Below are 14,623 nucleotides of genomic sequence, written 5' to 3' on the forward strand. Positions count from 1 at the left end.
GCCGCAATCAAAAAATAATACATAGAGGTGAGAGGTAAATTGTGCTTCTATTACCTGCCGGTTGGTAGAGTGAAATTATAATAGATGTTTAAATTTATCGGCTGTTTGTTGTTTCTCAGGGAAAGTATAAATTTCTCTATTTTTCACGGCGCGCTCAATATATTCATCAAAATCCGTCTGCGATTCGAAATGGACCACCCGTTCAATTTTTGGCTTTGTTTTCGGATTGGCCGGTGTGAAAATCGTGCAGCAATCTTCGTATGGTTTGATGGAAATTTCGTATGTCCCGATTTGTTGTGCAATTTTAATAATTTCCAGCTTATCAAAAGAAATGAGCGGACGAAGAATCGGCGTATTTGTCACCGCATTGATTGCCGTCAAGCTTTCCAGCGTCTGGCTTGCTACTTGCCCCAAACTTTCACCGGTAACAAGCGCAAGAGCGCCAATTTCTTCACGCACTTTATCCGCGATTTTCATCATGATCCGGCGCGTTGTGGTCATTAACATTTCCGGCGGTACTGTATCTTTGATTAACACTTGCAATTCTGTAAATGGAATCACATGCAAACGGATAGTGGAGCCGAATTTCGTTAATTCATTTGCCAAATCTTTTACCTTTTGCAGTGACTGTTCGCTTGTATATGGCGGACTATAAAAATGAATCGCGTCAATCCTTACGCCCCGTTTCATCATCAAATATCCCGCCACAGGGCTGTCGATTCCGCCTGAAAGCAATAGGAGCGTTTTTCCGTTTGAACCTACAGGCATTCCTCCTGCCCCATAAATCACTTCCGACATTAAATAAGCGGCTTCTTTGCGGATTTCCACCCGAAGCTCCACATCAGGGTTTTTGACATCGACCGATAAATTCGGATTATTTTTTAGCAAATATCCTCCGACCGCTTTTTGTATATCGTAAGTTTGGTAAGGGAATGATTTATCTGAACGGTGCACTTCCACTTTAAAAGTGATTTGTTGATCTTTATAACGATCCATAATTTTTTGGGCAAGCTGCTGGATGCTTCCCATGTCTTTCTCGCAAATGGCGACAGGGCTGAAAGACTGGATTCCAAATACGCGCGGCAGTTTTTCCATTAATACTTCAAATTGTTCTTCATTGTTTAATTCAATATGCATCCGGTCCCTTTCCGCCCGGATTGTCAAAGAACCAAGATCAGAAAAAATATACTTGATGTTGCGTTTCAATTGCTGGATAAAATCTTTCCGGTTTCGTCCTTTTGTCGTCAATTCACCATACCGTATCAATATTTCTTTCCAAAGCATTCTCATTATACTCCTTTTAATTCATTCATAACTTCTTTAAAAATCGCTTTAAATTGTTCGATTTCTTCGTCAGTATTTTTTGCGCCAAAACTGATGCGGATGACACCTTCTTTAAAGTGTGGATCCACTTTTAATGCTTCAACGACATGGCTTGTTTTCTTCTGTCTTGAAGAACATGCACTGGATGTGGATACAATGGCACCGCGTTTCTGCAGCGCATTGATGACGACTTCCCCTTTGATGTCCCGTACACTAAAGGACAAGATATGCGGTGCCCCTTCTTTCGAAGATAGTATATAAATATGGTTGCCAAAAGCCGTTAAAAAATCAATGAGATCATCTCGCCATTTTTTGAATTTTGCTTGATTTTCCTGTAAATGTTCCACTGCAATCCGGCACGCTTTCGCAAGGGCGACCGCTTGCGGCACGGCGACAGTGCCGCTTCTTAAGCCGAATTCTTGTCCTCCGCCGACAATGAACGGTTCAATATTCAATTTTCTTCTGAAAGCGATGACGCCCGTACCTTTCAAGCCATGGATTTTATGCCCCGAAATCGTAATAATGTCCGGTCCGGCCTCTCCCTTAAATTGGACTTCCAATTTGCCGAAACTTTGCACTGCGTCCACGTGGAAAACGGCGCGGGAATGCTGGTGGATCAATTTTGCCGCTTCTTCAATCGGTTGGATTGCTCCCATTTCATTATTTACATGCATGATGGTAACCAGAACCGTATCTTTGCGAAGTTTCTCCCGCAGTTCATCTAGGGAGATTACTCCATTTTTGTTTACCGATAAATAATCGACTTCATATCCTTCTTTTGCTAATGCCTTATATGCTTCAAGCACCGATGCATGTTCAATTTCCGTTGTAATGATGTGTTTTCCGATATGTTTATTTGCTTTTGCGACACCAAAAATCGCAAAATTGTTTGATTCGGTACCCCCTGATGTAAATAAAACGTGTTCCTTGTTCGTTTTTAGAATGCCGGCGATTTGTCCTCTTGCCGCATCCAACAGTTCGTTGACTTCCACTCCAAATGAATGGATGGAAGCGGGATTAGCGTAATAATTTTTATTCACTTCGATGAAAGTTTGCAACACTTCTTCATGGGGTTGAGTTGTTGCGCTGTTGTCAAAATAGATCATCATTACCAACCTTCTAACTCATAAGATTTTTCAAAAGAAAAGGTTGTACAGAAAGTGGATACTTTCCGGACAACCATCCATTTTAATGCTTATCATGAAAAAACAAAAGTGATATTGCTGTGAACGGATATGACTTTCCGTTATCATTATACCCGAAATTATGCTTCGTGCATAAATTATTGTTTCGCTTTTTCGAACATTTCTTCCTGCACCAATTCTTCTAAGCGTTTAATGGCACCCGGTTCCGCCATTTCCACCGCTTCCGCCGCCAGTTCCAAAGCTTTTACATAACGGAATTTGTGGAAGGATTCCTCCGCCTGGAGCAATAATTCGTGAACCTGCGGATTTGAACGGTAGCGGTTGCCGTATTGAATAATCCGCTCAGTCAACATAACATTTTCTATCATTTCTTTTGCGTGTTTTTGCACATCTTGGATGCACTTTTCGGCCTGATCCAAATTGCTGTTGACTTGTTTCATATTCAACGGAACTTCTTTGAGGCTTTGCATTACCAAAAATAATTGCTCTTCCGCTTCTTCCAAGCGCGCGTCCATTTCCTCCGGAATGCCTGGGATGTTCGCTTTATGTAACATTCGGTCCGTATCTTGCAGCATTTTCTTCAACGATTGAAGTTTTGCTCGGGCTTTATTTTCATCGATTCGCAAATTCTTTAACCGATTTGAGAACTCTTCCTGCTCTTCTTGTATGCGTTCAATTTCGCTGCTGATTTCCATCAATTCTTCCTGCAGGCTCGAATATGCGGATTTTTCGCCTTGCACACGGGAAAGCAACAATTCAAAACGTTTTTGTATTACTTCAAGCTGCTTCAGGCCAATCTTTGGAATTTCCGCTTCTTCTTTCGGCAAGCGGTAGCTGCTTTGGACATATTCGGCTTCGGTGCTTACTTCCCGTGCCGTTTTTAACACTTCATTCAAAGTTTTGTATGTACGGTCACAATTTTTGTCTACGTAGTTTTTCGCATACACTTCCTTTTCGAGCAAATCATAGAAATTGTCAATTTCATCGTTGATTTCTTCAATTCTGGATGCGACATAACCGACGTTCAATTTCGCCAGTTCTTCTTCCAATTTCTTCAGCTCTTCCTCAATCTGTTCAAGATTTTCGGTCAATTCCAGATGTTTGAGGTAATAAGATTGCTCCTCCATTTCCCGCTGCCCTGTGCGGAGCTCATGGATGGATGCGGGAATTTTTGTCTGAATTTCCGCCAGCAATCCGGGGATTTCATTGATCAACTCGTTCAATTTTTTGGACTTTTCATTGAGATAAAGTACAATTTCCCGGGCATTCAAATAATTTCCTTCTTCTGTGAGCTTTTCATATTCTTCAAATTTCCGCGGAAATTCTTCAAGTAATTTTTCAAGATTCGCCAATGCCGGACCGAACGAATATTGGTGCGCCAAAAGGGTCTTTCGCGCAGAACGGTATTGCTCCTTTAACTGTTCCATTTCAATGCGGTTCTTTTCTTCGCTGCCGATTAATTCATCCAATTCGTCCAAGATTTCATTCTTTATTTTGTCGCATTTATTCAAATATTCTTCAATTTCTTTTTCGATCACGGACGCTTTTTTAAATTTAAAGCGGTCAATGAATTCTTCCGCATCAAATAACATGGAATCGATTTTGATGATATCCACGTCCACTACTTCCGTCCATTTATTGCGCCATCGTTCAAACAATTCTTCCGTCTGGCCGTTCATATTCAAATTCTTTACTTTTGTCAATTCCTCAAAAATGGGATAATGTTGAATTTGTAATTTCTTTTTTTCAAGCCGTTCTATTTCACGGGTATGTTTTTTTCTAAAAATAAGCCCGACAATAAACAACACTAGTAATATGGCGATGACAAAGATGATTGATTTCATCGTAAGCCTCCTATTCCACCCTCACGCAAATTGGCTATATGTTATATAATATACCATGTTTTTGAACTTTTGTTTTAAAAAATAATGCGGAAATAAGGAAAGTTAATACATTTCTTTCTTTAAAGGAGTTGAAATCATGAAAAGAGACGGCCACATCCACACACCCTTTTGCCCCCACGGTACGGCAGATCCGCTGGAACAATATATAGAAAAAGCCATCCAGCATCGGTTTACTGATATTACATTCACCGAACATGCCCCTCTGCCCGGCAACTTTACCGACCCGACTCCGGAGAAGGACAGCGGAATGAAACCGGAATTGTTGTCAACTTATATAGAAACGTTGGAACAATTAAAACGAAAATATAAAAATGATATTAACATTCATATCGGGCTGGAAGTGGATTTTATCGCCGGTTTCGAAGAGGAAACCAAGAATTTCCTGGACCAAATCGGACCTCGTCTTGACGACGCCATTTTGTCCGTCCATTTTTTAAAATGGAACGATGAATATGTTTGCATTGACTATTCAGAAACAGAATTCATGAAATTTGCAGAAAAAGTTGGAAATGTTGAAGCGGTTTACGACTTGTATTATGATACAGTTATCCAATCCATCGAAGCGGATCTGGGGCAATTCAAACCGCGGCGAATCGGCCATCCGACGCTCGTCCATAAATTCCAGCATGCCCATAACATCCTGGTTGAAGATGAACATCGCATAAAAGAAGTATTAAACAAAATGAAGGAGTTCGGCTTCGAATTGGATGTCAACAGCGCCGGTTTAAGCAAGAAATATTGCCGGGAACCGTATCCGCCTTTTCCGATGATTGAATACGCAAAATCCATTCGTTTGCCGCTCGTATTCGGTTCAGACGCCCATTCCGTCAAAGACTTGCACCAGCATTATGAAAAAATTTTCCCGTAAATCGGAGGTGAGCATGTGTTTAAGAAAATAGAATACAAAGGTTCTCTCGAAGAACAATATGATACGCTTGCGAAACAGCTTGCCGCTCTGCTGGAAGGGGAAACGGACATCATTGCCAATTTAAGCAATGCCAGCGCGCTGCTGAACCAATTTTTAACGGATGTCAATTGGGTAGGATTTTATTTATTGAAAGATGGGGAACTCGTCCTTGGACCTTTTCAGGGATTGCCGGCCTGTGTGAGGATTCCTGTTGGCCGGGGCGTTTGCGGGACAGCTGTGGAAAAAGGAGAAACAATCGTCGTGAAAGACGTGCACCAATTCCCCGGCCATATCGCATGTGACGCTCGCAGCAACTCGGAAATTGTCATTCCTCTTGTAAAAGATGGCGAAATGATCGGCGTGCTTGATATCGACAGCCCATTAATAGATCGCTTTAAAGAAGAGGACAGGCTGGGACTGGAAAAATTCGTACAAACATTGATCCAATATTTATAAAAAACTGCCCGTTTCGCAGCGATTGCGAAACGGGATTTTTTCGGTTTTGCATCTTGCCGCTTGGAATCAAGCGATGTGAAAGGGAGCGGTTTTCAATGTGTGAAACCAAATGGCGATGCTCCAAGTTTTTGCCGAATAATCGTCTAATTGAAAATCAATAAAACAGCGATATTTCAAGTTTTTTCTCTTGACTGCACTATGAAAACCATATACAATGTTCTTCGTGTAAAATAAAAGCAGCAGTTGTATAAACTTGTGTCCGTATTTTATTCCTCTAATAATCCTCGGATTATTGGACGGTGTATGAGTAACCCTGATGGCTGCCGGGGCGAAAATACATGAAAATAAAATACGCATAAGTTCGGATACAACTGGTTTTTGTTTTACAACAAAAAAACCAAAAGGAGGAGACGGAATGTCTCGTTATACAGGACCAACATGGAAAATTTCCCGCCGCCTTGGCATTTCACTGAGCGGCACTGGTAAGGAGTTGGCAAGACGCCCTTACCCACCAGGTCAACACGGACCAACTCAACGCAAAAAATTGACTGAATATGGTTTACAGCTTCAAGAAAAACAAAAACTTCGCCATATGTACGGCTTAAACGAACGCCAATTCAAAAACCTATTCGTAAAAGCGGGTAAAATGAAAGGGGTTCATGGTGAAAACTTCATGATTCTTCTTGAATCCCGTTTGGACAACCTTGTTTACCGCTTAGGTTTTGCCCGTACACGCCGTGCAGCCCGTCAATTGGTAAACCATGGTCACATCACGGTTGATGGACAACGTGTTGATATTCCTTCTTATACAGTAAAACCTGGTCAAGTTATCGCTTTGCGCGAAAAATCCAAAAACTTGCAAGTTGTAAACGAAGCGCTTGAAGCAAACAACTTCGTACCAGAATACCTATCTCTTGACGCAGAGAAAAAAGAAGGTACTTACGTTCGTTATCCTGAACGTTCTGAATTGCCTGCTGAAATCAACGAATCTCTTATCGTTGAGTTCTACTCTCGATAATCCAGTCCAAAACCCCTGGAACTTCAGGTTTCAGGGGTTTTATTTTTGCTTTGGAATAAAAAAACAAAACAGGAGGGGCCCGATCGCTTTTCTCAGCCCCTCCCTTTTTATTTTTAAATATATTTCACCATGTGGTATTTCTTTTTGCCCCGGCGGATGATGGTAAATTCATCGTCCAGGCGGTCCTTTCCGCCGACAATGTAGTCCAAATCCGTCACTTTATCGCCATTGATGGAAATTGCGCCATTTTTTACGTCTTCCCTCGCCTGGCGTTTGGATGGACAGATTTTTGCTTCCACTAGCAAATCGACAATGTTTTTGTCCTCCTTCGCCATTTCCGCGGTTGGGACGTCTTTGAAGGCATCGCGCATTTCGCTTGCGGACAAAGATTTCAAATCTCCGGAGAATAATGCTTCCGTAATGCGTTTTGCCGTTTCAAGCGCTTCATCTCCGTGAATGAGTCTTGTCATTTCTTCGGCCAACGCCTTTTGCGCTTTCCGCAAATGCGGCTCTTTTTCGACTGATTCGGCAAGTTCCTCGATTTCTTCTTTGCTCAGGAACGTAAAGATTTTTAGATATTTCACGACATCGGCGTCAGCGGTATTAATCCAGAATTGGTAAAACTCGTATGGACTTGTTTTCTCAGGATCCAGCCAAACAGCGCCGCCGGCTGTTTTGCCGAATTTTGTTCCGTCCGCTTTTGTAATGAGAGGCATTGTGATGCCATAGGCCTTTGCTTCATCATCATGGGTTTTCCGGATGATTTCAAGGCCTGTTGTTATATTTCCCCACTGGTCGGATCCGCCGATTTGCAGACGGACATTGTAATGGTCATATAAATGGTTAAAATCGATGCCCTGCAATAATGTGTAGGAGAATTCCGTAAATGAAATGCCCGTTTCGAGGCGGGAAGCAATCGTATCCTTTGCCAACATGTAATTCACATTAATCAGCTTTCCGTAATCCCTTAAGAAATCAATCACATTCATTTTGCTGATCCAGTCATAGTTGTTTACCAAAATTGCTCCGTTTTCTTTATCATCTCCGAAATCGAAGATGCGTTCCATTTGTTTTTTAAGGCCGGCCACATTCTTTTCAATCTGTTCTTTCGACAACAAATTGCGTTCAGTTGATCTGCCTGAAGGGTCTCCGATCATCCCTGTGGCACCGCCTACAAGCAGCACCGGTCTATGGCCCGCCTGCTGGAAACGGCGCATCGTAATCAGCGGTACAATATGGCCGATATGCATGGAATCCGCGGTCGGATCAACCCCCACATACAATGAGATTTTTTCTTCATTTAAAAGTTTTTCCAGTCCCTCTTCATCTGTTTGCTGGTATATTAATCCCCGCCATTTTAAATCTTCCAATAATGCATTTGACATCTTTGATTCCCTCCAGTTCATAAATTTGTGAATTTATGGTTGATTCACTTAGGTTAAGATTAAGTTAAAATTTAACAATAAAAAAACTGCATGCCTTGTTGCATGCAGGGACGCTCAGCACGTGGTACCACCCGGCTTGGAGAAAACTCTCCCACTCATTGGTCCTTAACGCGGAAAACGCTCAAGCTCCAAGACCGTAATTCGTGGTTTCATTATGACTGGCTTGCACCAACCGCCAGCTCTCTCATACAGGGAATGAAAACACTACTTCAGCCTCTTCAACGCTTGAAAAAAGATATTGTTAAAATTTTCACGAAAAACTACATGAATTATTCTACCCGTTAAATTTTCTTTGTCAACAACTATACTCCGATTATATAGAATTGTGCTATAATAAACAAGATTTTAGGAGGGAATGGCGTGAGAGAGAAACTTCAAGATTTTATAAGGAAACTCATGCATATTAATGAGAAAATCGAAAACATGGTCAGTTCCTATAATTCCAGCAAGCTCCGGATCGCATTGAGCGTCATATGGAATCTCGGGCTTGTGTTTTTCATCATTTTTCTTATCGGCTTTGTTTTTGTTTTTTCAATAGGGGTCGGTTATTTTGCCTCATTAGTGGACGAAGAGCCCCTTTACACCAAGGAAGAAATGCGAAAACAGATCTTCAATTACGAAGAGACGAGCGAAATGTATTTCGCCGGGAATGTTTATATCGGCAAAGTCCGAACCGATCTGGAAAGGAAAAAGACGACCCTTGATCAAGTATCACCGTTATTGATTCAAGCGGTGCTCGCGACGGAGGATGAATTCTTTTACGAGCATGAAGGAATTGTTCCGAAAGCGGTTTTCCGGGGATTGCTTCAAGATTTTACAAATGCTTCGACCCAGACCGGCGGTTCCACTTTGACCCAGCAGCTGATAAAAAATCAGATATTGACAAACGAGGTTTCATATGAACGGAAAGCCAAAGAATTGCTTCTTGCTTTGCGTCTTGAGCATTTTATGTCAAAAGATGAAATCTTGGAAGCTTATTTAAACATCATCCCGTACGGACGGAACGCTTCGGGGCGGAACATTGCCGGAGTGGAAACAGCCGCACAGGGCATTTTCGGAAAAAGCGCAAGCGAATTGAATTTGCCGCAGGCCGCCTATATTGCAGGAATTCCCCAGGCACCGTTCTCTTATACACCTTATACCCAGAAAGGGCAACTAAAAAATATGGAAGGACTGCAGCCGGGTATCGAACGGATGAAGGTCGTTCTATACCGGATGAAAGAAGCGGGATATATTACGGAAGAACAATATCAAGAAGCGATCAACTATGACATCACAAAAGATTTCAAAGACCCCGTAATCGAAACGATTCGTTATCCATATCTGACTTTTGAAATCGAGCGCCGGGCAAAAGAAATTATGGCCCGCATCCTGGCGGAAAAAGACGGCATCGATCCAAAACGGTTTGACGAAGAAGAAAATCTTTATAAAAAATATTTAATTTTGGCCGAGCGCGATATCCGCTCAGGCGGTTACCGTATTCATACGACCATTGACAAAGGTTTGTATGATGCAATGAACAAAGCGGCTAAGGAATTCAAATATTATGGCCATACCTTCACAAAAACGGTGATCGATCCGGAAACAAACCAGGAAGTGGAAGTTCCCGATCCGGTGCAGGTGGGCAGCATTTTAATCGAAAATAAAACCGGAAGAATTTTGGGGTTTGTCGGTGGCCGGGACTTTAAGATTATCCAGGTGAACCATGCAACCCAGGCAACCCGTTCAAATGGTTCCACAATGAAACCCCTGCTTGTATATGGTCCTGCCATTGAATATGGGGTCATTGGCGCGGGCAGTCCGGTCGTTGATGTGAAATTCCGGTATAAAGGATGGGCACCAACAAACTACAATCCGAATGAGGAGCGGGGAATCATTCCGGCACGGGAAGCGTTGGCCTACTCGCAAAACTTGACTGCGATTCGCCTGTATGATCAAATTGTCGACAAAAGACCGGCGGAACTTTTGGTCAAAATGGGCTTTTCCAAATTGACGGAAGCGGACTTTGTCAATCCCGCCGCCGCAATCGGCGCAATCACAAACGGTGTAACAGTGGAAGAAAATACGAACGCTTATGCCACTTTTGCCAACGGCGGAAAATTTATCGACGCATATATGATCGAAAAAATCGAAGATGCTGAAGGGAATATTATTTACCAACATTCTTCTGAACCGGTACAAGTATTTTCTCCTGAAGCTTCCTACATCATCACGGATATGATGAGGGATGTATTTCAATATGGAACGGCTACGAAAGCCCGGAATACTTTAAAATTCTCATCCGATTTTGCGGGAAAAACAGGAACATCCCAAAATTATAAAGATGTTTGGCTTGTCGGCTACAATCCGAACGTCACTTTAGGGGTTTGGCTGGGATATGATAAAAATAGAACTTTATATCAATTCAACGGAACATATTTCCAGCCAAGCGTACGAATCAATCTGTTATGGGCGACATTGATGAATGCCGCTTATGATGTGAAGCCCGAATTAATCGCTGCAAAAGAAAGATTCCAAAAACCAAAAAATGTCGTATATGCATCCTTCTGCGGCATTTCCGGAATGGCTCCTTCGAAAGCATGCAGCAACGCCGGGTTGGTGCGCAGCGACTTATTCATCCGAAAATTTGTGCCTAGAAAAGTGGATGACAGCTTCGTTTCCTCTGAAACAAGAACTGTCAAAATCAACGGCGAAACTTATCTGGCATTGGATTCGACACCTGAGGAATTTACTTATCCGTCCAACGGTATTTCACTAAAAAAAGAATTTATTACCAAAATTCTTGGACGATTTGGAGGAAATCCCGATAAACTTTTGGGAGAATCGATTTTAAAAGTTGTGGACATCAAACAATTTAATCCGGATCAATCCGCTCCAAAGCCGGTAAGCGTGACGCTAAAAGGAAATACATTATCATGGTCTTCCTCCCCATCCCGGGACGTTGTGGGATATCGCGTTTATGACCTATCCAATGGGGGCAAGAAACTCATCGCTTCCGTCAAAAGCGGAGAACGTTTGAGCATTCCTGTCGGAAAAGGCCAATACGGTGTCGCCGCGGTGGATATTACCGGTCTGGAATCAGAAATTGCCAAGACACAACCTATACAGGAACCTTCACCAAAAGACGAAAAAATCGATCAAAAACCTCCGAAGGAAAATGGAAAGGATAAAAATCCACCGGCAACAGACCCTTCAGATGGACAAAACCAGGAAGATCCGGATCCAAACAATCAGGAACCTCCTGACCAAAATGCCCAGGAGCCTTCCGAAGAAAACGACCAGCCATAAAAAAACAGCGGCACAAACTTTGAGAGTTTGTGCCGCTGTTTTTATTTCCGCGATAATACTTTTTTCAGGATGGCAACCGCATCATCAATTTCTTCATATTTCACCGTAAGAGGAGGGAGCAGCCGCAACACTTTTGTGCCGGCTGGGCATACTAAAAGGCCGGCTTCTTCCAATTTTCCAATATATTCTCCCACTTCATTTTCGCTTTCCAAGCCAAGCAGCAAACCTTTCCCTTTAACTTTAAATTCTCCGTCAGGGAAAGCCTCTTTCAACTTGTCGATGAAATATTCGGATTTCTTTTTCACTTCATTTAAAAATTCCGGTTGGAAGACAATGTCAATGACCTTTTGGGCAACCGCAACGCCCAATGGATTTCCTCCGAAAGTGGTGCCGTGGCTTCCGGGACCAAAGGTATCATACAATTCTTTTGTTCCTAAAATCGCAGCAATTGGGAAACCTCCGCCGAGCCCTTTCGCCAAAGAAATAATGTCCGGTTTTAATGGAGTTTGTTCGAAAGCAAAGCGGCTTCCCGTTCTTCCGATTCCTGTCTGAACTTCATCAACAATTAACAATATATCGCTTTGGGAACAGATTTCTTGAATTGCCTCCGCAAATTCGTCGGTTACCGGATTGACGCCGCCTTCTCCCTGTATCACTTCGAGCATAATGGCGGCAACGGAATCATCGACGGCATTTCTTAATGCATCCACATCATTGAATGGCAAATACGTGAATTTTTCCAACATAGGCCCAAAGCCTTTTTGGATTTTTTCCTGCCCTGTGGCGCTCATGGAGCCAAATGTGCGTCCATGGAAAGATTGTTTAAAAGTGATGATATGATGTTTTCCGGTATGCTTGCGGGCAAGTTTGATGGCGGCTTCATTCGCCTCCGCTCCGCTATTGCAGAAAAAAGCGTAAGAAAAATGAGTATCTTTGACTAAAGATTCGGCAAGTTTTTCTTGCCATGGAGCCTGGAACAAATTGCTCGTATGCCAAATCTTTTCGCTTTGCTCCCGGAGGGCTTTTACAAGCTCCGGATGGGCATGCCCCAGTGATAATACGGCAATTCCGCTTGTAAAATCCAAATATTCTTTTCCGTTTTGGTCTTTTACAATCGTTCCTTTCCCTTCAACAAGAGCAATCGGTCTTCTTGCATAAGTATTAAACAATGCACTCATTTTACTAACTCCTTGCTTGTTATTGTTGTCCCTGTCAACGTATCATCAACAATTTCCACTTTCGGGATGCCGGCATTTAGCACCCGGATCGCCCCTTCGACTTTTGGAATCATTCCTCCGGTAATTTTCCCCTCTTCAATCCATTGACGGATTTGTTCAGGAGTCACCTCTTTCTGGTATTCGCCGCCGATGCGGATTCCTGATACATCCGTCACTAACAGCAAACGTTCCGCACCAACAGCCAGGGCGATTTCACTGGCTACCGTATCACCGTTGATATTTAATCCTTGCCCGGTTTCGGTAGCGCCGATGCAGCTGATAACCGGCACAACATTGTTTGCCGTCAGGATATCGATAATCGCGGTATCGATCTTTTTGATTTCGCCCACATATCCATAAGTTTCGAAGTCCAAAAATTCACATTCAAGGAGATTCATGTCGAATCCGTTTAAACCGATGGCCTGAATCCCTGCCTGGTTCAAATCATGGACAAGTTTTGGATTCACTTGGCCAATCAGCGTCGACTGGACGATTTCCATCGCTTCTTCGTTCGTTACACGGATCCCGTTGATTTTATGGGAAGGGACATCCCTTTTTTCCAATTCCCGATTAATTGCAGGCCCCCCGCCATGGGTGATGATAATTTCGTAGCCATCCTCCTGAAGGGTTTTAAAATTGGAAAAGAACGCTTCATTCAAGCCTTCTAAAGTGCTTCCGCCCAATTTGATGACGATTCGCTTACGAGCGGTAACTTGCGTTGATTTGCACGTAGTCATACGTTAAATCGCACCCCCATGCAATCCCATGGCCGTCGCCTAAACCTAGCGAAACATAAATTTTAATTTCATTGGCTTTTAAAATTTTAATGAGTTCGTCTTCATCAAACGGAATCGGTTCGCCATTTTCCACCATTTTCTTATCGCCGATTTTAATGATGATTTTTTCCGGATCAACAGTGGCACCACTATAGCCGACAGCGCAAATGATGCGTCCCCAGTTGGCATCGCAGCCGAAAACCGCCGTCTTCACAAGCGGGGAACCGACAACGGTTTTGGCGATTTTGCGGGCTTCTTCATCGGAAACGGCCCCGTCGACCTCCACTTCAATGAGCTTCGTTGCGCCTTCCCCGTCCCGTGCGATCGCTTTCGATAAGTCTTCCGCAACCATTTTTAATGTTTTATAAAAATTGTTCCAATCCGGATGCTCCGGTGTCAACGGATTATTTCCGGCAAGACCATTGGCCAATACCAAAACCATATCATTAGTGGATGTATCACCATCAACCGTAATACAGTTGAATGTCACATCCGTAATTTCCGATAGCGCTTTTTGCAGCACATCAGATTCGATATTGGCATCTGTTGTAATAAACGCAAGCATTGTTGCCATGTTCGGCTCAATCATTCCGGAACCTTTCGCAGTTCCGGAAATGATGACTTCTTTTCCATCAATTTGAGTGGAATATGTTGTATTTTTCATCACCGTATCCGTAGTTAAAATCGCCTGCGCAAAATCGATCCCATTTTCCAATGAGTTTCCGAGTTCAATCTTTTTTACCCCTTCGCGGATGCAATCCATTTTCATCAATTCGCCAATGACACCGGTTGAAGAAACACCGACCAGCTTCGGATCAATGCCCAATTTTTCCGCGGCCAATTGCTGCATTTCATAAGCATCCAGCAATCCCTGCTTTCCGGTACACGCATTGGCATTCCCGGAATTGACAATTACCGCCTGCATTTTTTTCGTTTCATAAACCACTTCTTTGGTTACTTTAATCGGCGCAGCCTGTACTTTATTGGTTGTAAACACCCCTGCAACACTTGCAGGCACCTCACTGTATAAAATCGCCAAATCTTTTTTCTTATGCTTGATACCGCAGTGAATCCCCGCTGCTTTAAATCCTTTAGGGGATACAATATTTTTGCTAGATAGTTTCATTTCTCTAATTGACGACAT

Annotated in this window: 11 protein-coding genes; 4 read left to right on the plus strand and 7 right to left on the minus strand. The window is 42.8% G+C overall.

Features of this window, described 5'->3' with window-relative positions:
• Positions 1-75 precede the first annotated feature (75 nt).
• From thiI to ezrA, 3 genes are all read right to left on the minus strand, one after another.
• Positions 76-1,284 (minus strand): tRNA uracil 4-sulfurtransferase ThiI, encoded by a 1,209-nt coding sequence (thiI, locus tag NST62_RS08780; protein ID WP_141602847.1) that lies wholly within the window; start codon positions 1,282-1,284, stop codon positions 76-78.
• Positions 1,285-1,289: 5 nt separating this feature from the next.
• Positions 1,290-2,429 carry a cysteine desulfurase family protein gene (locus tag NST62_RS08785; protein WP_141602859.1) on the minus strand — a complete coding sequence of 380 codons (1,140 nt, stop codon included), beginning with the start codon at positions 2,427-2,429 and terminating at the stop codon, positions 1,290-1,292.
• 176 nt (positions 2,430-2,605) lie between these two features.
• Complete coding sequence (ezrA, locus tag NST62_RS08790) at positions 2,606-4,312, minus strand: septation ring formation regulator EzrA (RefSeq protein ID WP_342462820.1); 1,707 nt, start codon at positions 4,310-4,312, stop codon at positions 2,606-2,608.
• Between the two features lie 136 nt (positions 4,313-4,448).
• Here ezrA and hisJ point away from each other — a divergent pair, with 136 nt between their 5' ends.
• The 3 genes from hisJ (at position 4,449) to rpsD (ending at position 6,753) form a co-directional block, all read left to right on the plus strand.
• Positions 4,449-5,240 (plus strand): histidinol-phosphatase HisJ, encoded by a 792-nt coding sequence (gene hisJ / locus NST62_RS08795; protein ID WP_141602845.1) that lies wholly within the window; start codon positions 4,449-4,451, stop codon positions 5,238-5,240.
• A gap of 15 nt (positions 5,241-5,255) precedes the next feature.
• The gene (locus tag NST62_RS08800) at positions 5,256-5,735 is read left to right on the plus strand and encodes a GAF domain-containing protein (protein ID WP_141602844.1); all 480 of its coding nucleotides are present in this window, start codon (positions 5,256-5,258) and stop codon (positions 5,733-5,735) included.
• Between the two features lie 415 nt (positions 5,736-6,150).
• Positions 6,151-6,753: a 30S ribosomal protein S4 gene (gene rpsD, locus NST62_RS08805; protein ID WP_141602843.1), complete on the plus strand. Its 603-nt coding sequence runs from the start codon at positions 6,151-6,153 to the stop codon at positions 6,751-6,753.
• Between the two features lie 113 nt (positions 6,754-6,866).
• Here rpsD and tyrS read toward each other — a convergent pair whose 3' ends face one another.
• A complete protein-coding gene (gene tyrS / locus NST62_RS08810; protein WP_141602842.1) occupies positions 6,867-8,138 on the minus strand; it encodes a tyrosine--tRNA ligase in 1,272 nt (423 codons plus the stop codon).
• A 456-nt stretch (positions 8,139-8,594) separates the two neighbouring features.
• On the opposite strand from tyrS, the gene NST62_RS08815 reads away from it, so the two are divergent.
• Positions 8,595-11,486, plus strand: coding sequence for a transglycosylase domain-containing protein (locus NST62_RS08815; protein WP_342463287.1), 2,892 nt, complete (start codon positions 8,595-8,597; stop codon positions 11,484-11,486).
• Positions 11,487-11,527: 41 nt separating this feature from the next.
• Here the strand turns inward: NST62_RS08815 and NST62_RS08820 are convergent, their stop codons facing one another.
• From NST62_RS08820 to argJ, 3 genes are read right to left on the minus strand one after another with little or no spacing between them, the layout of a single operon-like run.
• Positions 11,528-12,664 carry an acetylornithine transaminase gene (locus tag NST62_RS08820; protein ID WP_141602841.1) on the minus strand — a complete coding sequence of 379 codons (1,137 nt, stop codon included), beginning with the start codon at positions 12,662-12,664 and terminating at the stop codon, positions 11,528-11,530.
• The gene (gene argB, locus NST62_RS08825) at positions 12,661-13,440 is read right to left on the minus strand and encodes an acetylglutamate kinase (protein ID WP_141602840.1); all 780 of its coding nucleotides are present in this window, start codon (positions 13,438-13,440) and stop codon (positions 12,661-12,663) included. The genes NST62_RS08820 and argB overlap by 4 nt, the downstream gene beginning before the upstream one ends.
• A complete protein-coding gene (gene argJ / locus NST62_RS08830; protein WP_141602839.1) occupies positions 13,403-14,623 on the minus strand; it encodes a bifunctional ornithine acetyltransferase/N-acetylglutamate synthase in 1,221 nt (406 codons plus the stop codon). Before argJ ends, argB begins: the two co-directional genes overlap by 38 nt.

The sequence above is a fragment of the Ureibacillus sp. FSL K6-8385 genome, from assembly GCF_038593155.1.
In the GTDB taxonomy this organism is placed as follows: Bacteria; Bacillota; Bacilli; order Bacillales_A; family Planococcaceae; genus Ureibacillus; species Ureibacillus terrenus.